The following is a 20175-nucleotide window of genomic DNA, read 5'->3' on the forward strand; positions in this document are numbered from 1 at the left end:
GCTGTTACGTCATAGGCGGTTGGCGAGAGCCGCGACCGAACGGATGTCACACAAACTTCATGTTTGCGGAGTAACGGCGCGCCAACGCAAAAAAAATGGCAGCCCCAAAAGGGGCTGCCATCGCTGTTGCCGAGTGAATCGATAGGCTTATGGACGACCGATGGCGTTGCACACGCTGGCGTTGTTGATGTCCAGTTTGTTGCCAGTGGTGTTGGTGACGAAGTTGGCAGTCACAGCGTTTTTCCAGTTGGTCGGAACGTTGCTGAAGCCGTGAGCAAGGGTCGCTGCAGCATTGCCTGGCACGCTGTAGTGAGTGGTCAGGAACGCTTTGACATCAGCGGCAACGCTCGCATCTGCGTAGCACTGGCCGAAGATGAAGTTGGTATAGGCGGAGATCGGGTAGCCGCTTGCCGGGTTGGCAACCACCGGAACCCACTGCTCAGGCTTGGCCGGGTTGGCTGGCAAGGTGGCGGTCGACAGTGCGGCAGTCACGTTGGCCTGGGTTGGCTGAATGCCGTTGACCCGGGAAACCAAAGCGTTGCTCGAAGCGTTCACGCCGTCCGGACCGACATAACCGATCGAACCGTCAACCAGGTTCACCGTCGGCGCTACGTTGGCAGTATCGGCAACACCGACCCAGTTCGATGGCAGCGCGGAACCGGCTGGCAGGCGAGCGCTGGTGAATGTCGAGTTGGTGGTGAACTTGGTTGGGCAGATCGAAGCCAGGTGACGGCTGAGGATCTCGGTGGTGCCGCTGGAAACGTTGCGATAAACAACACGGATATCGGTGTTGTCAGAAGTGCCCAGCAGAGTGCCCCACTTGGTGACAGTGCCCGAGAACACATCACACAGTTGCGCGCTGGTCAGGTTCAGCGTGGTCTGGCCAGTCTTCTTGTAAGGGATGGCTACCGAAGTGGCTACCGATGGCAACTGGATCAGCGGGCCGTATGCAGTGCCGAAGTTGGTGGTGTAAGTGCTCAACTCGCTGGCGCTGAGGATCGAGTCGCTACCGGCGAAGTGGACGCTGCCGGTGGTGTTGAACAGCGCCGAGTTGTTGGTCAGGAAAGCCGATTTGCCAGTGCCGCTACCGGTGCCCAGGTAGCTGAAGTTGGCTGGCAGGATGCTGTTGGCAGAACCTTTGTACAGAGCGGCAGGCAGAGTCGCGCCACCACCGGTAACGTTGGCGGCCATGGCCTGGGCGGAAGCCAGAGCGGCGACGGTCAGTGAGGCGGCGATCAGAGTGCGCTTGAACATGAAGAATCTCCTTTTCAACTAGGGTGTGAACACAGGTTTTCGGATGACTTGCATGACACTGGGAAGACTCACCGGGCTCTCGCTAGCGTTGGCCGTGGTTAAGTCGCACTGAGAAATTCGCAGGTTCCGGTGACAGATAAAGGAAAAAACCTCGGGAGCTGAAGGCTGATTTTCTTGGGATTTTCTCGGGTGCTTTTGGCGGTTTGCGTGGGCGCTGGGCGGTGCTTTTTCGGAGGATTGGCTACAGCCGTTGAAGGGCCGTTGCAGATGACAGAAAAGAGAACCCGAGGATGGGGGAAACGAGGGTCGGGTGATGCTGGAGTTTTTGAAAAATGCCTGAATTATTTATTGCCCTGACCGGCCTCTTCGCGGGCAAGCCCGCTCCCACAGTTATTTGTGTTGTGACTCAGATTGCATTAACAACACTGGCCCCTGTGGGAGCTGGTTCTCACAGGGACCGATGTTGTCAATGCAGTCACCTTCACAACACAGAAACCTGTGGGAGCGGGCTTGCCCGCGAAGAGGCCCTGGCAGACAACATCAATCCCGGCTATTGCACCAACTGGTTGATCTCGATGATCGGCAGCAACACCGCCATCACAATCACCAACACCACTGCGCCCATCACCACAATCATCAACGGCTCCAGCAACGCGGTCATGCCCATCGCCCGCCGCTCGATATCCCGCGACAAGGTCTGCGCCGCACGCTCCAGCATCGGCGGTAACGCACCGGTTTTCTCACCGCTGGCGATCAAATGAATCAACACCGGCGGAAACACGTTCTCGACCCGTAACGCCGCCGCCAGGTTAACGCCCTCACGCACCTTGGCCGTGGCATCGTTGACGCTCAGGCTCAGACGGTCGTTGGACAAGGTCTGCCGCGCCGCCTCCAGCGCGAGCAATAACGGCACACCAGCGCCGCCAAGAATCGCCAGCGTCGAAGCAAATCGCGCAGTGTTCAGCCCCAGCACGAACCGCCCGATCAAGGGCAACTTCAACACCCGATGATGCCAACTCAAACGCGCCGCCGGATTACGCAAATACAGGCGCCAACTCCAGAACGCCCCGGCCATGAGCGCCGCACACAACCAGCCCCAACCCCTTACGAAATCACTCGCCGCGAGCATCGCCAGCGTCAGCCCCGGCAGATCCTGTCGCGCCTGGGAAAACGCACTCACTACCTGCGGCACCACGTAACTGAGCAGGAAAATCACAATCCCGATCGACACCAGCCCGACCACGCCCGGATAGATAAACGCGGTGAGGATCTTGCCGCGCAGGTTGTTGCGCTCTTCGATGTAATCCGCCAGACGCTCCATCACCTGCGCCAGATCGCCGGACTCCTCGCCCGCCGCAATCAACGCCCGGTAAATCTCGGGAAAGTCCCGTGGACGCGCTGCCAGTGATTCTGCCAGGCGCATACCACTGCGCACATCAGCACGTACCGCGCTGAGGGTGTGGGCGATGTGTTTTTTCTCGGCTTGCTCGACCGTGGCACTTAATGCGGCCTCCAGCGGCAGACTGGCGCCAAGCAGACTCGCCAGTTGCCGTGTGGCCCAGGCCAGATCGTTGTCGGAAAGCCTGGCGCTGAACAGCCCGCCACCGCCATGTTGGGCGACATTGCTTTCCTTTTGCACCGATAACGCGGTCAACCCGCGACTGCGCAACACGCCAAACGCGGCGCCCTGGCTGTCGGCTTCCAGATGCCCAGATTCGATCTTGCCGGTGGCGTCGGCGGCTTCAAAACGATAGCGATTCATCAGGCGTCCCGTGTCACACGAAGGATTTCTTCGGGGGACGTGGCACCGCTGCGAATCCAGCGCTCACCGTCCTCACGCAGGCTGAACATCCCGGCCTTCTGCGCCGATGCGCGCAAGGCCTGCTCCCCTGCTCCTTGGTGAATCAAAGTGCGGATATCGTCATCGATGCAGAACAGCTCATGAATGCCAGTCCGCCCGCTGTAGCCAGTTTGATTGCAGGCTGCGCAGCCGACCGGGCGCCAGGTGCCGGGGGTCGCAGGATCTTCCTGTTTGCACTGATTGCACAGACGCCGCACCAGCCGTTGCGCGAGAACACCGAGCATTGAGGACGCCAGCAGAAACGGTTCGACGCCCATGTCGATCAAGCGGTTGACCGCCGACACCGCGTCATTGGTGTGCAGCGTCGCCAGCACCAGGTGACCGGTCAGCGAGGCTTGCACGGCGATTTGCGCGGTTTCCAGATCGCGGATTTCACCGATCATGATGATGTCCGGGTCCTGCCGCAGAATCGCTCGCAATGCCAAGGCGAACGTCATGTCGATCTTCGCGTTGACCTGAATCTGGCTGATCCCCGGCAGGTCATATTCCACCGGGTCTTCCACGGTAAGAATGTTGCTGGTGCTCGCATCGAGTCGCGCCAGCGCCGCGTAGAGGCTGGTGGTTTTGCCGCTGCCGGTGGGCCCGGTGACCAGCACGATGCCGTGGGGCTGGCGAATCAGATGATCGAGTTTGGCCAGCACCTGCGCGTCCATGCCCAGGGTTTCCAGATGCAGGCGCCCGGCCTGTTTGTCGAGCAACCGCATGACCACACGCTCGCCGTGGCCGGTGGGCACGGTCGAGACGCGAATATCGATCGGCCGCCCGGCAACCCGCAGCGCAATGCGCCCGTCCTGCGGCAGGCGCTTTTCGGCGATATCGAGCTGCGCCATGATCTTGATCCGCGACACCAGCGCGCCGTGCAACGCCTTGCGTGGCGAAACCACGTCGCGCAGGGTGCCATCGACCCGGTAGCGCACCACCGAATGGGTTTCGAACGGCTCGATGTGAATATCACTGGCTTCGTCGCGCGCGGCCTGGGTCAGCAAGGCGTTGATCATACGGATGACTGGCGCGCCGTCCTGGGTGTCGAGCAGGTCGGTGATCTCCGGCATGTCCTGCATCAAGCGGTCGAGATCGACCTCGTTTTCGGCAGCGCCGACCACCGCCGCCGCACTGCCGGTGTCGGCATAGGCTGCGGCGAGCAGACCATCGAGTTCATCATCACGCACCCGCGAAAGCCGCGCCTCGCCGAACTGCCGGCGCACCTCACTGATCGACCAGCCCGGCGTCGACGGGCACACCGTCAGCACCCCATCGCACAACAGAATGCGCTGGGCCTTGGCCCAGGCGTAGGGCAAAGAACTCATGAAATCGCCCTCGCCGATTGAGTGCAATTTCCTGTGGCCCTGAGGCTACCTGTGGCACAGAGGTCTCTTGTGGCACTGAGATTTCCTGTGGCGAGGGGATTTATCCCCGTTGGGTTGCGAAGCAGCCCCAAAACCTGCGACCTGAATATTCCTGATACACCGCGTGCGCCGGAGTTACGACTGCTGCGCAGCCGAACGGGGATAAATCCCCTCGCCACAGGGAAACGGTTTGTTAGAGAGTCCATGAAATCGCCCTCGCCGATTGGGTGCAATGTCCTGTGGCAATGAGGCTGTCTGTGGCACTGAGATTTCCTGTGGTGAGGGGATTTATCCCCGTTGGGTTGCGAAGCAGCCCCAAAATTTGCGACCCAAATACTCCTGATACACCGCGTGCGCTGGGGTTACGACTGCTGCGCAGCCGAGCGGGGATAAATCCCCTCGCCACAGGGAAACTGTCGACCACAAGGGTGTATTTCATAGCGGCGAGCCTGGCTGGATCGGTACGGCTTTGATCGTTGCTCGCGGCCCTGATGCTGGCACGCCCTGCGCTGCATTCGGCAACTGCGGTGCCTGCATGTCCGGCATCGCCCAGCTGCGCTCCGGTTGCAAACCACCTTGGGCGCGGCGCATGAAGTCGTAGCGGTTCAGGGTGATGCTGCGCCCAGCGTCGCTGTCGCGAATGATGTAGGGGCGCAGGAATACCATCAGGTTGGTCTTGGTGATCGCCCGGCGTTCATTACGAAACAATGCGCCGATCCCCGGAAGACTTCCCAGCCACGGCACCGCATCATTGCTCTGGCTGTAGCCATCCTGCAGCAATCCACCGAGCACCATGATCTGCCCGTCGTCCAACAAAATACTGGTGTCGATTGCACGTTTGTTGGTGACAATACCCGCAGCCGTCGCACTGTTCGATGCGCGTTCATCGATGCTGCTGACTTCCTGATAGATATCGAGCTTGACCGTGCCGCCCTCGGAAATCTGCGGGCGGACATTGAGCTTCAAGCCCACCTCTTCACGGGTCACAGTCTGGAACGGATTGTTGCTGGTACCACCGCCGCCAGTGACGTAACTGCCGCTGACAAACGGGATGGTCTGGCCGACAAAAATACTCGCGGCTTCGTTATCAAGGGTCAGAAGATTTGGCGTCGACAACACGTTGGTGCCGCCCTTGCTCTTCAAGGCCCGAGCCAGCACTTTCAGATCGAGAATCTTTCCGATGCCAGGGATATCGACGGTGCCGTTGACGTAGCCCAGGTTCAACCCCTGCGGCAGCACATCGAGGCTGGTTTTACCGTTGAGGTTAAGCCCCGAACCACCCAAATTCGCCCCACCAATCACGCCTTTGCCGCCAAGATTGCCGGTCTGCCACTGCACACCAAACTCGCTGGCATCGTCCTCGCCGACTTCGACGATCAAACTCTCAATCACCACTTGCGCTCGACGCTGATCAAGCAGATCAATCACTTCACGCAGGTTGCGATACAACGGGTCCGGTGCGGAAATCAGCAAGGTGTTGGTGGTCGCATCGGCCTGAATCGTCACACCGCCCGCGCTGAACGCAACGTTCTGCTCAGTGGCCTGACTACCGGCGCTGCTGGTCGCAGTGCTGCCCTGCGCGTAACTGCCACCCGTGCTGCCATTGCTCGAAGTGGTCGATGTGTTGCCGCTGGTTTGCGTACCGCTCTGGTTACTCGAACCGCCATTGTTGCCACTGCTGCCCATCGCACTGAGCACCGAACGCGCACTGTCGCTGGTGCCACTGTCGCTTTCACCGGTCAGCAATCCACGCAGCGCCTGGGCCAGTTTTGCCGCTTGGGCGTTGCGCAGATAAACCACATGCAAGTTGCTCGGATTGCTCTGCGCGTTGTCGAGTTTATAGATCAGATTACGCGCCAGCTCCGTACGTTCGGGGCTGCCGGCACGGATGATGATGCTGTTGGAGCGCGGATCACCGATCACCGCGATTTTCTGCGTCGGGTCATTGCCCGGTGCATCAAGCAATTCCGCAACCATCGGCGCGATGTCAGCGGCGATGCCGTTCTGGATCGGCACCACGTCGGTATCGATGGCGCTCGGCGTGTCGATCCCCTGAATCAGTTGCGCGACACGGGTCAGGTTTTCCGCGTAATCGGTGATGACGATCGTGTTGTTGCCGGGGTAGGCGTTGATCGGATTGTTCGGCGAAACAATCGGGCGCAGCACCGGGATCAGGTTGACCGCGTTCTCGTATTGCAGGCGAAAGGTGCGGGTGAGCATGCCGTTACCGGCCGGTTTGTCGGCGCTGTAAATCGGCCCGCCGAGCAGTTTCGCATCGGCCTCCGGCACCACCTGCGCCACACCACCGACATCAACCACGCTGAAACCCTGCATGCGCAATGCCGCCAACAACATGTCGTAAGCCTGACGCGCCGGCACCTGACCTTCGGAGACCAGCGTCAGGTTGCCTTTGACCCGAGGATCGACCAGAAACTGCTGCCCGGTGGACCGCGACAGCGCGCGCACCACCGCTTGAATGTCAGCCTCGACGAAATTCAGCGTCACCGGTTGCTCGCCCAGCGGATTGCTCGGCAGCGTCGTCCCGCGCGCGGTGCCGCCGCTGCGTCCACGCTCGCTGATGTTGTGCAGTTGCTTTGGCGCAGGTCGCGCCTGGGCCTGCGCCCGCTCGCGGTCGAGCACTGCGTCGCCGCTGCGCTGGGTGTTGGCCAACGGTCGGCCGAGTTCGCTGTCGACCAGCAACGGCGGCTGGTTCTGCGGTGTGCTGTTGTTGCTGCACGCGCTCAACGCCATCAGCAGCATCGGCAGTGCCATGCGTGCCGGTTTGGATCGTGACCCCTTCATGAAGCTTCCTTAGCGCCCAGCGCCTGATCCATGCGAACGGTGCCCGACAGAGTGCCGGCGGTGACATCGGTGTTGCCCTCGTCTACGCGTTGCAAACGGGCTTCAATCACTTGCAATGAAAATTGCCCCGGACTGCTGAGCAGCCAGTCGAGTACCGCGTCGGCAGGCGCCGCGTCGAAACTCAACTGCCATGCACCGGCGTCTGCGGCCTGTAACTGGTAATGCCCGGCGAGACCGCTGGCCTGCAAGGTTTGCTCAAGCGACTGCTGAACACTTTGGCCACTCGGGCGCACGCTGACCTCGCGCAGCAGCACTTCGAGGGCTTCGGCCTGAGCCCGCAACTTCGGCGTCTCGACCTGCCACAAGGCGATTTTTTTCAGCGGTGGCTGGATCAACGCCACCCACACCAGCACCCCACCCAACAACAACGCCATGCCGCCGACCATGCGTTTTTCCCGCAGCGCCAGTGCCTGCCAACGCACCTGCAACTGGCCGCTGGTGCGTTGCCAGCGGGCACGGTAAATCGCCAGCGATGCCTTATTCATCCTCTGCCTCGCTGTTGTCTTCGCTTTCGTTGGCGCTGACTTCGCCGACCGGACGCAACGTCCAGCCTTCGTCATCAGCGGTGACACTGATGCCGGCCTGGCTCAGGCTGCTTTGCCAATCCTTGTCCTTGTCATTGCTACCGCGTCGAGCCTCGGCCAGCAGACTCAACTGCAACGTGCCGTCGGCAAACGCCAGACGTTGCACGCTGCCGGCCATGAACGGCATGCCGCTGCCAGCCTGCAACACCATGCGATTGAAGCGTTGCCCGGGATCATCCGCCGCACCTTGCTGACGCGCCGCTAATTGCTGGCGAGCCTGTTGCAAAGGATTGAGCACCACCGGCAATTCGGGGAACGCCTGTTTTACGCGCTGATTCATTTGCGCCTTGAGTTGCTGGCCCTGACTCGCTTCGCGGGCGGCGTACAGATTCAACCCGATCACCCACACCGCCAGCGCCAATACGCAGCAACCCAGCGCCCTGCCCCAGCCGCGATGCTCGCTGCCCGGCTGCTGAACCGCACCGTGCAAACCCCAACCCGGCAGCGGACCGGTCCAACGCTGCTCGGTACTCATCGGCAATTCCGCATCCGGCGGAGGCGTAGCGCCGATCCAGTGCAGCACCGTCCCGGGCTCCATTTGCCAATCATCCACGCCGTCGTCATACAGCGGCTGCACCCGCGCCGCTTGCAGACTTTCGCGTAGCAACAAATGACCGTCGTGCAAACAGGCAACCGTGCCGGGCAGCACCGGCAGGCTATACGGCGCCGGGTACAGACCACGCAGAGTCAGCCCGCTCTGGCGCAACAACTGACCGAGATCCTGCAAGCGCTGGCGGGACACCCAGGCAATCTGCACCCGCCCCGCCTCATCACGCGGGCTGTGAGCGATGTGCATGTCAGCGCTGTCGCCGAGCATCAACGCCTGCGCCGCGCATTGCACTGCCGCTGCGATTTTGTTCGCCGGCAATGGCGGCAAATCGATGCTCGCCAACAGACTGTCGAGCGGATGCAAAAAGCAGATCAGCGCTAGCGGCTTCGGCATCTGCCCCAACTGCACCAACGTCAGATTCTGCTCACGGCTGACCTGCCCCTGACGATCCAGCCAGGCACAGCTCACTTCGCTGTCGAGGCTCAATTGCGCCAGCGGCGGCAGACTCACGCGCAACTGGCTCATACGCCCACCCGCGACCAGATCACCTGCGGCAACCGATCCTCACTGCGATGCAACAACGCATCAAGACTGACCCGCCGCTGCTCGCGCCGAGCCTCGCCACGCAGGCGAAACCAGTCACTGGTGATGCCAACCTTGATGCTGGCCATCTCCAGTTGCGGCAGTCGCAAGCGGTTGACGAAATCGCCACGATTGATAAACCAGCGCCCGGCATCGCGTTCGGCGATCAGCGCCGTGGCGCGCTCCAGCGACAAGCCCGGCACATACGCCGCCAGCACCGGAGCGCTGGCGGCGTTGCCGTTGAGCCAGGTAGTCGCCGGAATCACCGTCACGTACGGCGCCATTTTCGCGATCAGCGCATCACTGACGCCATCGACACTGCGCAAATCATCGATGCTGCGCAGCATCGGCAAGCTCGGCTTCTGCGGTTTTCGCTCAGCATCTGGCGAGGTGGCACGGCCACTGTCGAATGCGTTTTTATGCGACGACTTGTCCGCGATCTGCGGATTCAACAGGTACGGATACGAAGCAATGACCCGCTGACTGATGCGCTGACTCAACCCGCCGCTGACCCCGATCAGCTCGCACAAACGCCGAAACGCCTGCACCTGCGCCTCATCAATACGCTCGTTGGCCACCAGATTGCGCAGGTTGAACTTGGCCTGCTCATCCTCCAGCCGCCCATCAAAACCCTGCGCATTCAAGCGCTGCGCCCAAGGCTGATCGAGCCGGGTCAACGGATCACGCTGACGCCCGTCCCACAGCAACTGACGACTGAGTTCCAGACCACCGTGCAACACCCAGCGGCCCTGCACCCGCAACTGTTCGGCCTCAAGGCTTCGAGTCGAAATGCTCTGGCGAGTCAGCATGCCGGCAGCGATCACCGCCACCACCGCAGCAATCAGCAGCGCACTGATGATCGCCATCCCCTGTTGTTTCGCCGGCATGGGCGAATGGCTGTTCATGGCGGCCTTACAGTTGCCAGGAACCGATATCGGCATTCACGCCGTCGCCGTCAGGCTGACCGTCGGCACCGAGGGAAAAGATGTCCACTTCGCCGTTGGCGCCGGGGTTCAGGTATTGATAAGGACGGCCCCACGGATCGTTCGGCAGACGCTCCAGATACGAACGCCAATTGCTGTTCTTCGCATCCGCCGGGCGCTCGACCAGCACTTTCAAACCCTGAGTCATGCTCGGATAAGTGCCGTGATCGAGGCGATACAACTTCAAGGCCTGCATCAAACCACCGATGTCCTGCTTGGCCGCCGTGGCCCGCGCCTGATCCGGCCGGTCGAGCACTTTCGGCACCACCATTGCCGCAAGAATCCCCAGAATCACCACCACCACCATGATCTCGATCAGGGTAAAACCCTGCTGCCCACGGGGCACACGCGGCGGGTGATTGAGCTGTTTGCACGGTGCGATATCCATCTAGACATTCCCTTGGCTTGATCCGATTCGACGCGCAGTGTTGCAAGAAGATATGTCAGGGATGTTGAAAATCCTCGGGTGTTTCAGTCGTCAAGCGGTCAAGCGCGGGCGTTAGCGTCAAAGGCTTTCCGCCCCCCGAGAACCTGATGCGAACGCCTGCCCGTGAAGCTGGATTCACCCTGATTGAAGTGCTGGTGGCATTGACGATCATCGCCGTGGCGATGTCAGCGGCCGTGCGCGTGTCGGGGTTGATGACGCAGAGCAGCGGCTTGCTGCGGGACCGTTCGATTGCGTTGTTGGCGGCGCAAAGCCGCATGGCGGAGTTGCGGCTGGAAGGGAAATTGCCGATGGGCATGAAAGCGCAGGAGTGTGATCAGGGGCGGTTGTTGTTGCGCTGCGAGCAAGTCATTGCCAACGGCCCAAGTGGACTGCTCAAGATTGGCATCCAAGTATTCGACCGCAACCAGGACGCCCCGCCACTGGCCAGACTAGAAACCCTACTAAGCCGACAACTGTAGGAGCTGTTGAAGGCTGCGATCTTTTGACCTTGACGTCCAGGATCACTGCCAGCCCACCCCCCACAAGTTTCAGCGCCCTACACAATATCTGTGAACAACCTGAAACCCTGTGGGAGCGGGCTTGCCCGCGAATACGTCAGAACAGACACCCAATCAATCACCAGGTGATCCCGTCACAGCCATCAACCCGGCAATTGCAAATTATCCAGAGCCCGATTCACCGCCAGCTCCCCGAGCATGATCAACTGCGCAATCCCCAACAACGCCCGACGCTGCGCCGGGGGCAACAGGCTGGCGACGTCCTGAGCGATGGTTTTAGCCGAAGCGAGTGTTTCGCTGGCATCGGCCAGCAGTTCTTCGTTTTTGGTGTCTGCGGTGACGGCATACATCCCGCGGGTTTTACGTGGCGGCGGGGTGGAACCGGGCGGACAGAGGTAATGGTCGAGCGCGCGCTCGGCGGCATCGTGGAGTTTTCTGGAATCGATGGATTCGTAGGGGGAAAACGAGTCGATTTCGGGTGGGTTGGGTGTTGGTTTGATCATGGTGAAGCTCCTTGATGATTGGAGCCGCCACCGTTCGCGGTCAAACAAACAGGGTGGCAGCTGTACGCGGGTTGACCGACCGGACATCAAGGACTCCGGCACACCCGAAGGTGTCCCACGCACAGCCACCGCGACATGATTTCAGACAATACCTGAACACGTGCAGAACGCTGGCGCGCCTTGATGTTGGGCGGACGGTCAAATCCGATCACTGATTCGTCAGCGACCCGACCACAATAGAACTCACCCTCAAGGCACACAAGCCGGCGGATTCTGGCGTAGCTGTAGGCAAAGGCGCAAGGGTGTGTAGCCTGAGTGAGTGTCTGGAGATTTCTTTTTAAACGTTGGTGTTTATCGAGGCCTGATTCCGTCGTCTCCGCGTTAAATAGATCCGCCCCCTTATCACTTCAGCGTTCAACCGCTATATCGTGTGACGACATGGCTTGTTGCCATCAATCACGTGTAGGATTGTTTCGACGCCCGGCCATTTGTACATCGGGTATCCAATACTTCGCATGGAGGCGTGTCAATGCCAAAAGCAGCCCCGATGGTCCCAGCATCCGGCAACATCAAGCTTCGATTCATCGAGCTTTGTCAGTTTCGTAGGCTGGGTAAAGTTCAAGTGGACATTGACCAAAGCACCACTATTTTGGTCGGTGCTAACAACAGCGGAAAGACTTCGATTCTTGCTGCCCTGCGTCACTTCCTTGCAGATGGATCCCCCTTTGGTGCTTTCGACATCAGCCTGTCGCAGTGGCCGAAACTGCGAGAGCTTGGCAAGGCTTGGGAATCGCTTACTGAAGACCCCTCAACGGTAGATGGGTCAGAAGATCAGTGGGATAAGCAGCTTCAGATACTTCTTGGGGCCATGCCTACCTTGGACCTGTGGTTCGATGCCGAGGCTGGAATGTACCACTATGTCGCACCATTTCTTTCCAAGCTCAGTTGGAAGGGCGGCGCAGTCGGCGTTCGCCTCAAGCTCGAGCCCGCAGCGAGCATTGATGAGATCAAGCAACTGGCCTGGACTTATCACATTGCGCGTTCGCCAATAAAAGATATGGGGGCAGATTCGCTTGCGTGGCCTATCGACCTTCTTGATTTCTGGCTACGAGAACCATCGAAGCTCGGCCAAGTTCGCGCATACAAGCTAGACGCTGAAAACAACCCGTTGACGAGTTTCTCAACCTACGAGACTCAGGCACTTGCAGATGCTTGTCCAATTGAACGCAAGTACCTGTCGAGATTGATTCGTGTTGATTTTGTCGCCGCTCAACGTGGACTTGGAAGCGAAGAAGCAGATTCACGCTCTGCCTCGGGACCACATCGGGTCGGCATGTTTTCTAACCAACTTCTCAAGTTTGCCAGACAGCACTTGAACGTCGCCAGCACCGGACACGGTCACCGCGCAGATCTTATCAAGGCTGTCGCTGAGGCGCAGAGAGAGCTAGACAAGAAGATTCATGACGCCATTGCAGACTCCGTTGAGGAAGTGAAGGAGCTGGGCTATCCAGGACTGCATGATCCTCAGGAGATTCGCTTTCGTACCCGCATCCAAACAGCGGACCTGCTTGACCATGGAACCGCTGTCCAATACAGCATGCAAAAAGAATCACTTGAAGAACTTCTACCTGAGTACTCTATCGGACTCGGATATCAAAATCTCCAGTCCCTCAGCTATCAGTTGGTTTCCTTCAAAGCAGCCCGACTCAAGCCTGAAAAAGGTTCTCCTGCCCCCGTTCATCTGGTAATGATCGAAGAGCCTGAAGCGCACCTCCACGTTCAAGTTCAGCGGATTTTTCCGGGAAAGGCGCACAACCTCATCAGTCCGAATGACAAGGACGCGTCGGGACTCAAAAGTCAATTACTCATCAGTACTCATTCAAGTCATCTTGCCCACGCTGAAAGCTTTGACCGGCTCCGATACGTGCGCCGTATCGCGAAGAGTGCGGAGAGTCCGATGCCGACGACTGAGGTAGTCAATCTTGGGCAGGTCTTTGGTAATGATAAAAAGACCCGCCAGTTTGCTGAACGCTACTTCCGCGTTCAGCACACGGACCTGTTGTTTGCTAACGCGGCTATTTTCGTAGAGGGCGTTGCGGAACGTATGCTTGTACCGCTCTTCATCGAGCGCGACTTCAATGCATTGAACAGCCGGTACGTGTCTTTTCTTGACATCGGGGGAAGTCATGCCCATCGGCTCAAACCGCTCGTTGAGAAGCTTCGAATTCCTACAGTCATCATTACCGACATAGACCCAGCCGAGGAAAAAGACGGAAAGCTGACGAAGAGTGGCGACCCGACCAAAAAACTCGTCGCGGTTGCGAACATGGGACAAGTAGGTCTGCACTGTGGCAATCCAACTCTTCGTGGCTGGCATCCTAAGCTGCAGCAACTTGATGATTTCAAGAGCCCCACAGACGCCCAGTTGGTCTGGACTGAGATTGCAGATTGCGTTGTGCGATTCGCTTGGCAATTACCTATATCCGAAGCGGACGGCAACTGGCCTAGCACTTTTGAAGACTCACTCGTCCTTACGAACATTCCCTGGTTCAAGGAACTGATGAATGAGAAGGTTGATGAGGAAGGTGCGGAAGTTGAAGTGCCCACGGGGGCACTTGCATCAGTCGCAAAGAAAGTTGCCGAGGCCACAAGTGCCTCAGAGCTGTTAGGCGCGCTTCATACCTTGATGCACAGTTCGTTTAATAAAGGTGACTTTGCTGCAAGCATTTTCGAGAGGGTTTCCTCGGGTGAGCCGGTCGTATGTCCAAAATACATTGCTGATGCATTAGCTTGGCTGCAGACGCAATTAGAGCCAGGCCAGGAGTCTAGGCGATGAGTGAGGCTCCCATTTTTACTGACAACAATATCGATGCTGGAGTTGTCGAAGAAATCTGCGGCTATCTCACTGAGAATCCAGCGCGCAGCTACTTCCTTTTCGCCGGCGCCGGGTCAGGGAAGACACGTACGCTAGTAGAAGTGTTGCGGCGGATGACTGGTGTCGTAGAACATGAGAAAGGCGGTCAGCTCGCTCGGCGTCTGCGGATGCATGGACGCTCGATACGTGTGGTGACATATACGAAAAATGCGGTCTCAGTCATCAAGAGTCGCCTCGGAGATAACGATTTGGTGGGTGTTTCTACCATCCATGCGTTCTGCTGGGAGCTCATCAGCGGGTTCAATGATGACATTCGCACGGCGCTCATAGCACTCAAGGAAGCTCAACTTCAAAAGGAAACGGCTGAAGCGTTAGAGAAACCGAGAGGAATCACGCCGGCAAAACAGCGGGACCTAGATGAAATCAAGGATGACATTGCGGCGTTCAGAGCTACGGATGTGTTTCTTTACCACCCGGATCGCGAGACGTATGGCCCCGGTGCACTTGCTCATCAGCACGTCCTTGACGCAACTGCTTGGCTCCTCAGGGAAAGACCTACGCTCCAGATCATCCTCAAAGACCGGCACCCCATCGTACTCATCGATGAATCACAGGATACGACGAAGAGGATGCTGGATGTTTTGATGGAGCTTGCGGAGCCAAGGGGGAGAGGTCTTACTCTCGGCTTGCTTGGTGATCACAGGCAACGCATCTACCAGGACGGGCACATTGACCTACCAAGTTTGGTACCGTCGAACTGGGCGACGCCGGAACTGCAAATGAACCATCGTAGCCAGCGCCGAGTTGTCACCCTCATAAACAAAATATGGGGCGCGAAGCTTGAGGGTCGGACTCAGCCTGCAAACGGAGTGGAACAGCAGCATCGAAATGAAAAAACGGGTGGGATTGTCCGGATTTTCGTCGGTGACACGTCGCGTTCCTCGGACGATAAGGTGCTCGGTGAACGTTGGTGCGCAGAGCAGATGCTAGAAGCGAGCGGATCTGTAGCCTGGGGCCAGAGCGGGTATCAGACGCTCGCTTTGGAGCACAAACTTGTCGCAACGCGAGGCTCGTTTCTCGATGTTTACAGTGCTATGGCTCTACTTGATCCGAATGCTGCTGCGCCTACAGGAAGCGGCGAAAACAAAGGCCCCGCTGCCGTACAGGTTCTATTTAATGAACTAGCCCAACTAGAGGCGTGTGCTGATGCTGAAAATGTTGTTGATGAGTTCAGGGCCACAGAAGTTTTCAGGCGTTTCGGTCGTCTAGATCAGATGCCAGAGAACCCGGAAGAGAGAGCAAGCCATACCAACGAGATGCTTAAAGCCATTGAGAGTTTCGCCGCCGCCTGTGCTAATCCAGTTGCAACAATAGAAGACGTGCTTGAGCCAGTCCTGCGGGCGAATCTATTTGATATTGATCATCGCCTAATGGAGGCTTATATGGACAAGTCGCCGCCTCCTCCGACTCCGGGAAGAGGCGAAGACGAATCCAAACAAGACCGGATGCGTCGCGGCTGGTGCGCTCTGTTCGCTTGCCCTTGGAATCAGTTGCAAAAGTATCGCACCTACCTAGCTGGGAATTCGTTGCTAGCTACACACCAAGTAGTTAAAGGCTCTGAGTTCTTGCATGTCATGGTAGTGATGGACGACAAGCTAGCTGGTAGCAATCAGATCTCCTACGACAAAATTTTTGGTGGTGCGGGGCTCAGTAAAACTGACAGGGAAAACATAGGAAAGGGTAAGGAAACGGCTATCGACCGTACGTTGCGCCTGCTGTACGTCACTTGCAGTCGAGCTAAAGAATCGCTGGCCCTTGTGCTTTGGTCGTCTGATCCCACAGCGGCCCTCGCCCGAATTGAAACTAGCGGCTGGTTTGTTGATGAGGAGTTTGAAGCAATTCAATTTGAGACTAGCTGAGGTCACGAGTGTCCTTGGATTGTTGCGTCTGGCTAATACGATTTGTTCGGACGAGTGACAGCTTTTGGTGGAAAGCGGATATTAAAGGCCGTCCGCTTCTTGCCAAAAGTGACCACGAATACTCTTTGCTGCCTGCTCTCTTCTACGGAGGCACTTGAACTGGTACCCGACTAAACGGCAAAAAAATCACTGACTTCAAACCCTGCAAATCATGGCCTCGTCAGCCTAGGCAACACCGGCCCTTCCGGCAACCTATCCAGCACCAGCCGCCGCTGTTCCCCACCCTGCTCAATCACCACCCCATCCCCCTCCACCGCCAACAACTTCACCCCCGGGCTAACCCGCTCCCCCTGCAAAAAACTCCTCGGCGGCCCATCGTTCAAACTCAGAATCGCCACCGCCCCCCGACTCCCCGCCATCACCCCGCTCACCTTGATATCCACCGGCGCCGTCTGATTGGAAAACCACTGCAACGCCGGGCTGTCACTGCGTGCCGCGAGCAATTGCGGGGCGGCTGCCGGGGTATGCGATTCGGCGGACGTCAGCAGCAGCGATGACCACGTCGCCACGCCGGCCAGCGCCGCGAGCATTGCGGCGGCCTGAATCATTTGCGGTGGGGAAAAGCGTGCGGTGAATCTCATGGGCTGAATCTCCTTTTTATCCCTGTTTGCAGCCTACACGGCAATTCTCACGGTTTTATTTCACACGCCTTACATGTTCGCCGTGCAGCATGAGCAGGACGCAAAGGAGCGCGCATCCGATGAACGTGGACAAGCAGCACGGTTTCACCCTGATTGAGTTGATGGTGGTGCTGGTGATTATCGGCATCGCCAGTGCGGCGATCAGCCTGAGCATCAAGCCCGATCCGTTGCAGTTGCTGCGCAAGGACGCCGACCGCGTGGCGCAATTGCTGCAAGTGGCGCAGGCCGAAGCGCGGGCGGATGGTCGGCCGATTGTCTGGCTGAGTGATGCCAAGGGGTTTCGGTTCAGCCGTCGGAGTGACAGCGGCAAGGGTTTCGAGCATTTCAGCGATGACGGGCAATTGCGTCCGCGCACCTGGCAGAGTCCGAAAATCGATGTGCGCGTGGAACCGAAACAGAAAGTCGTGTTGAACGCCGAGTGGATCAACCCGCCGTTGCAGTTGACCTTGTCCGATGGGCTCAATCGTCTAAGCGTGCTGCGTGACGCCACTGGCCGGATCAGTGTGCAATGAAGAACCAACAAGGGTTTACGCTGATTGAGGTGATGGTCGCGATTTTGTTGATGGCGGTGGTGAGTCTGATTGCCTGGCGCGGGCTGGACAGTGTGACTCGGGCTGACAGTCATTTGCAGGCTAGCGGCGAGCAGAGTGACAGTTTGTTGCGGACGCTGAATCAGTTGCAGCGCGATGTTGATATGCGGGCGGGGGTTGAGTTGAGTGAGCCGAGGAAAGTTGGGGTTGATGATGAGGCTCCCAGTGCTCCGCCTGCGATCACTGTGCGTAGTAGTGACAGCAAGGGATTTCGTTTGGACATTATTCGTAGCGCTGCGGATCAGCCTGGGGCTTTGCAGCGGGTGCGATGGTGGGTCAAGGGCGACACTTTGTATCGTGCGGTTGCTGCGGCGCGGAGTCGTTATCCGTTGCCGGCGCCGACTGGCGGGGTTGCGGTGCTGAATGATGTGAGTGATGTGCAGGTGCGGGTTTGGGAGGTGGATAAGGGCTGGCGGCAGTTGAGTGGTAATCGGCGGGAGGAGCCGTTGGGGTTGGAGATTCGCCTGACGCGGCAGACGGCGCAGGGGGTGGAGAAATATCGGCAGGTGGTTGGGCCGTTGGACTGAGAGCTGACTGTTTTCTGGGTATGAGAATACCGGTTAGAGATTGGTTGACTGGCAGGCCGTCATCGCTGGCAAGCCAGGCTCCCACAGTTGGATTGGGGGCAGTCAGGTGGAGTTTGGTTGGCTGGTGGAGCGCCATCGCCAGCAGGCTAGCTCCCACAGTTGGATTGGGGCAGGCAGTTAGAGATTGGTTGTCTGGTGGGGCGCCATCGCCAGCAGGCTGGCTCCCACAGTTGGATTGGGGGTAGGCAGTTGGAGTTTGTCGGCTATCAGGCCGCCACGTGCCGCTTCGCTCCACCACCACTCAACAGGATGAGCGTTAGCTCGGCTGCAGCTTTTGATCTGAAGGTCCGTCGGCAGGCTGAGTGGAGGGATTTATCCGGGGGTGGGCGCGCAGCGCCGTTTGGCGCAGCCAAATGCATCGAGAGGAGGTGCAGCGCAGCAAACCGTAGGCGATGCCCCCGGATGAATCCCGGAGCGAAGGAACCCCGAGCCCCAGCGAGCGGGCCGAACGTCAGGACAAAGCCTTTTGGGTTACCTTTTCGGCGTTTGGAAAAGGTGACCCGCCGTCAGGGCGGAACCCTAAGCAGCCATCACCGCAGCAACGGATAAGCCCCCAAAATCAGCCAAAACGCCAAGATCAAAAGATCGCAGCGTGCCGCAGCTCCCACAGTTGGATTGGGGCAGGCAGTTGGAGACTGGTCGGCTGTCAGGCCGCCACGTGCCGCTTCGCTCCACCACCACTCAACAGGATGAGCGTTAGCTCGGCTGCAGCTTTTGATCTGAAGGTCCGTCGGCAGGCTGAGTGGAGGGATTTATCCGGGGGTGGGCGCGCAGCGCCGTTTGGCGCAGCCAAATGCATCGAGAGGAGGTGCAGCGCAGCAAACCGTAGGCGATGCCCCCGGATGAATCCCGGAGCGAAGGAACCCCGAGCCCCAGCGAGCGGGCCGAACGTCAGGATAAAGCCTTTTGGGTTACCTTTTCGGCGTTTGGAAAAGGTGACCCGCCGTAAGGGCGGAACCCTAAGCAGCCATCACCGCAGCAACGGATAAGCCCCCCAAAATCCGCCAAAACGCCACAATGCCCAAGATCAAAAGATCGCAGCGTGCCGCAGCTCCAACGGAGGATTAGCTGAGAACGACAACCCCACCAGGCAACTCGGTGCATTTAACGCCGTAGGCATCGCGGATCAGCAGTGCGACGCCCGCGAGTTGGTCGAGACTAAACCGCGCCTGCACCCGCCGCTGACCCAGCTCACGATTAAGCAACAACAACATCCCCGGCCGATAGCGATTAATCTCATCAATCATCTGACTCAACGTCGCGCCATTAAACACCAACACCTGCTGCCGCCAATTCATCACCGCCGCCGTATCAACACTCTGCACACTGCCAATCTGCCGCGCGTCATAAGTCAATTGCTGCCCCGCCTCAAGACGCAGACTACGGCCATCAACACTCACATCAACCGAACCATCCAGACACGTCACACAAACCTGCTGATCGGTATTACGCAGATTGAACCGCGCCTGACTCGCCCGCAGCCAACCACTGCCAGCCTGCATCGCCAGCGGAATCCGCGCGGTCTGCACCTCAACTTCCCCACTGAGCAATTCAAAACCCTGCACACCATCATCCGCCGAACGCTGATTGATCCGGGTCTGCGTGTTCAGCTCCAGGCTCACACCATCCGCCGGCTCGACGCGCCGCTGCTGCCCGACCTCGGTAATGTAATCAGCGCCAAGCCCTTCAAAGCCACCCGGAATCGTCCCGCGCACCAAAAGAAACGCTGCCGACGCCGCAATCGCCCCACCGAGAAACGCCCGACGCCCGAACCTGCGCGGCGCCTGCAAACGTTCAGCGGCCGGTTGCAGCAGATGCCACATGGCTTTGCATTCCTCGAAAGCGTGCGCGTGCTCGGGGCTTTGCGCACACCATTGGCGCAGCGCCCGGGCGTCGGCGACCGTGGCACGTCCGGAGGTCAGCAAGATCAACCAATCACGGGCTTCGCTTTGCAGACGCTCGGCAGCCGTTGGCTCGGCAGGTGTCAGTCGAAAGATGTTCAAACGCGCAGATTCTCAGCGAATTAATCGGGC

At 58.8% G+C, this 20175-nt stretch carries 16 protein-coding genes; 5 read left to right on the forward strand and 11 right to left on the reverse strand.

What is annotated here, in order from left to right; translation table 11 throughout:
- Window positions 1–147: 147 nt before the first annotated feature.
- From ACTWLJ_RS22895 to gspG, 8 genes are all read right to left on the reverse strand, one after another.
- On the reverse strand, window positions 148–1254 hold the full coding sequence (locus ACTWLJ_RS22895; RefSeq protein WP_445178565.1) for a substrate-binding domain-containing protein: 1107 nt from the start codon (window positions 1252–1254) through the stop codon (window positions 148–150).
- A gap of 550 nt (window positions 1255–1804) precedes the next feature.
- Window positions 1805–3016 (reverse strand): type II secretion system inner membrane protein GspF, encoded by a 1212-nt coding sequence (gene gspF, locus ACTWLJ_RS22900; RefSeq protein ID WP_445178566.1) that lies wholly within the window; start codon window positions 3014–3016, stop codon window positions 1805–1807.
- Complete coding sequence (gene gspE, locus ACTWLJ_RS22905) at window positions 3016–4422, reverse strand: type II secretion system ATPase GspE (protein WP_445178567.1); 1407 nt, start codon at window positions 4420–4422, stop codon at window positions 3016–3018. The genes gspF and gspE overlap by 1 nt, the downstream gene beginning before the upstream one ends.
- Window positions 4423–4896: 474 nt before the next feature.
- Window positions 4897–7263: a type II secretion system secretin GspD gene (gene gspD, locus ACTWLJ_RS22910; protein ID WP_445178568.1), complete on the reverse strand. Its 2367-nt coding sequence runs from the start codon at window positions 7261–7263 to the stop codon at window positions 4897–4899.
- The gene (gene gspM, locus ACTWLJ_RS22915; protein ID WP_445178569.1) at window positions 7260–7808 is read right to left on the reverse strand and encodes a type II secretion system protein GspM; all 549 of its coding nucleotides are present in this window, start codon (window positions 7806–7808) and stop codon (window positions 7260–7262) included. The genes gspD and gspM overlap by 4 nt, the downstream gene beginning before the upstream one ends.
- Window positions 7801–8982, reverse strand: a complete 1182-nt coding sequence (gspL, locus tag ACTWLJ_RS22920; RefSeq protein WP_445178570.1) for a type II secretion system protein GspL — start codon at window positions 8980–8982, stop codon at window positions 7801–7803. The genes gspM and gspL overlap by 8 nt, the downstream gene beginning before the upstream one ends.
- Window positions 8979–9944 (reverse strand): type II secretion system minor pseudopilin GspK, encoded by a 966-nt coding sequence (gene gspK / locus ACTWLJ_RS22925; RefSeq protein ID WP_445178571.1) that lies wholly within the window; start codon window positions 9942–9944, stop codon window positions 8979–8981. The genes gspL and gspK overlap by 4 nt, the downstream gene beginning before the upstream one ends.
- Window positions 9945–9951: 7 nt before the next feature.
- Window positions 9952–10410 (reverse strand): type II secretion system major pseudopilin GspG, encoded by a 459-nt coding sequence (gene gspG, locus ACTWLJ_RS22930; protein ID WP_401212435.1) that lies wholly within the window; start codon window positions 10408–10410, stop codon window positions 9952–9954.
- A 146-nt stretch (window positions 10411–10556) separates the two neighbouring features.
- Here gspG and gspI point away from each other — a divergent pair, with 146 nt between their 5' ends.
- Entirely contained in the window at window positions 10557–10928 is a 372-nt protein-coding gene (gspI, locus tag ACTWLJ_RS22935) for a type II secretion system minor pseudopilin GspI (RefSeq protein ID WP_445178572.1), read from the forward strand.
- A gap of 182 nt (window positions 10929–11110) precedes the next feature.
- On the opposite strand, the gene ACTWLJ_RS22940 is transcribed toward gspI, so the two are convergent.
- A complete protein-coding gene (locus ACTWLJ_RS22940) occupies window positions 11111–11470 on the reverse strand; it encodes a DUF6124 family protein (RefSeq protein WP_401212441.1) in 360 nt (119 codons plus the stop codon).
- Between the two features lie 529 nt (window positions 11471–11999).
- Here ACTWLJ_RS22940 and ACTWLJ_RS22945 point away from each other — a divergent pair.
- Together ACTWLJ_RS22945 and ACTWLJ_RS22950 are read left to right on the forward strand one after the other, a co-directional pair.
- The gene (locus ACTWLJ_RS22945; RefSeq protein ID WP_445178573.1) at window positions 12000–14306 is read left to right on the forward strand and encodes an AAA family ATPase; all 2307 of its coding nucleotides are present in this window, start codon (window positions 12000–12002) and stop codon (window positions 14304–14306) included.
- Entirely contained in the window at window positions 14303–16264 is a 1962-nt protein-coding gene (locus ACTWLJ_RS22950; RefSeq protein ID WP_445178574.1) for a UvrD-helicase domain-containing protein, read from the forward strand. The genes ACTWLJ_RS22945 and ACTWLJ_RS22950 overlap by 4 nt, the downstream gene beginning before the upstream one ends.
- Window positions 16265–16473: 209 nt before the next feature.
- Here ACTWLJ_RS22950 and ACTWLJ_RS22955 read toward each other — a convergent pair whose 3' ends face one another.
- Window positions 16474–16905 (reverse strand): type II secretion system protein N, encoded by a 432-nt coding sequence (locus ACTWLJ_RS22955; RefSeq protein ID WP_445178575.1) that lies wholly within the window; start codon window positions 16903–16905, stop codon window positions 16474–16476.
- Between the two features lie 119 nt (window positions 16906–17024).
- Here ACTWLJ_RS22955 and ACTWLJ_RS22960 point away from each other — a divergent pair, with 119 nt between their 5' ends.
- Together ACTWLJ_RS22960 and ACTWLJ_RS22965 are read left to right on the forward strand one after the other, a co-directional pair.
- A complete protein-coding gene (locus ACTWLJ_RS22960; RefSeq protein ID WP_401212459.1) occupies window positions 17025–17477 on the forward strand; it encodes a GspH/FimT family pseudopilin in 453 nt (150 codons plus the stop codon).
- On the forward strand, window positions 17474–18082 hold the full coding sequence (locus ACTWLJ_RS22965; RefSeq protein WP_445178576.1) for a prepilin-type N-terminal cleavage/methylation domain-containing protein: 609 nt from the start codon (window positions 17474–17476) through the stop codon (window positions 18080–18082). The genes ACTWLJ_RS22960 and ACTWLJ_RS22965 overlap by 4 nt, the downstream gene beginning before the upstream one ends.
- Before the next feature lie 1124 nt (window positions 18083–19206).
- On the opposite strand, the gene ACTWLJ_RS22970 is transcribed toward ACTWLJ_RS22965, so the two are convergent.
- Complete coding sequence (locus ACTWLJ_RS22970) at window positions 19207–20145, reverse strand: FecR family protein (protein WP_445178577.1); 939 nt, start codon at window positions 20143–20145, stop codon at window positions 19207–19209.
- Between the last annotated feature and the right edge of the window lie 30 nt (window positions 20146–20175).

Source organism: Pseudomonas sp. McL0111 (assembly GCF_052567255.1).

Excerpts from the sequence above, each read along its gene's own strand:
- ACTWLJ_RS22945 (WP_445178573.1), top strand. The coding sequence starts at position 12,000 with ATGCCAAAAGCAGCCCCGATGGTCCCAGCATCCGGCAACATCAAGCTT.
- ACTWLJ_RS22950 (WP_445178574.1), top strand. The coding sequence starts at position 14,303 with ATGAGTGAGGCTCCCATTTTTACTGACAACAATATCGATGCTGGAGTT.
- ACTWLJ_RS22965 (WP_445178576.1), top strand. The coding sequence starts at position 17,474 with ATGAAGAACCAACAAGGGTTTACGCTGATTGAGGTGATGGTCGCGATT.
- ACTWLJ_RS22940 (WP_401212441.1), bottom strand. The coding sequence starts at position 11,470 with ATGATCAAACCAACACCCAACCCACCCGAAATCGACTCGTTTTCCCCC.
- gspG (WP_401212435.1), bottom strand. The coding sequence starts at position 10,410 with ATGGATATCGCACCGTGCAAACAGCTCAATCACCCGCCGCGTGTGCCC.
- gspL (WP_445178570.1), bottom strand. The coding sequence starts at position 8,982 with ATGAGCCAGTTGCGCGTGAGTCTGCCGCCGCTGGCGCAATTGAGCCTC.
- gspF (WP_445178566.1), bottom strand. The coding sequence starts at position 3,016 with ATGAATCGCTATCGTTTTGAAGCCGCCGACGCCACCGGCAAGATCGAA.
- gspK (WP_445178571.1), bottom strand. The coding sequence starts at position 9,944 with ATGAACAGCCATTCGCCCATGCCGGCGAAACAACAGGGGATGGCGATC.
- ACTWLJ_RS22960 (WP_401212459.1), top strand. The coding sequence starts at position 17,025 with ATGAACGTGGACAAGCAGCACGGTTTCACCCTGATTGAGTTGATGGTG.
- gspD (WP_445178568.1), bottom strand. The coding sequence starts at position 7,263 with ATGAAGGGGTCACGATCCAAACCGGCACGCATGGCACTGCCGATGCTG.
- ACTWLJ_RS22895 (WP_445178565.1), bottom strand. The coding sequence starts at position 1,254 with ATGTTCAAGCGCACTCTGATCGCCGCCTCACTGACCGTCGCCGCTCTG.
- gspE (WP_445178567.1), bottom strand. The coding sequence starts at position 4,422 with ATGAGTTCTTTGCCCTACGCCTGGGCCAAGGCCCAGCGCATTCTGTTG.
- gspM (WP_445178569.1), bottom strand. The coding sequence starts at position 7,808 with ATGAATAAGGCATCGCTGGCGATTTACCGTGCCCGCTGGCAACGCACC.
- ACTWLJ_RS22955 (WP_445178575.1), bottom strand. The coding sequence starts at position 16,905 with ATGAGATTCACCGCACGCTTTTCCCCACCGCAAATGATTCAGGCCGCC.
- gspI (WP_445178572.1), top strand. The coding sequence starts at position 10,557 with ATGCGAACGCCTGCCCGTGAAGCTGGATTCACCCTGATTGAAGTGCTG.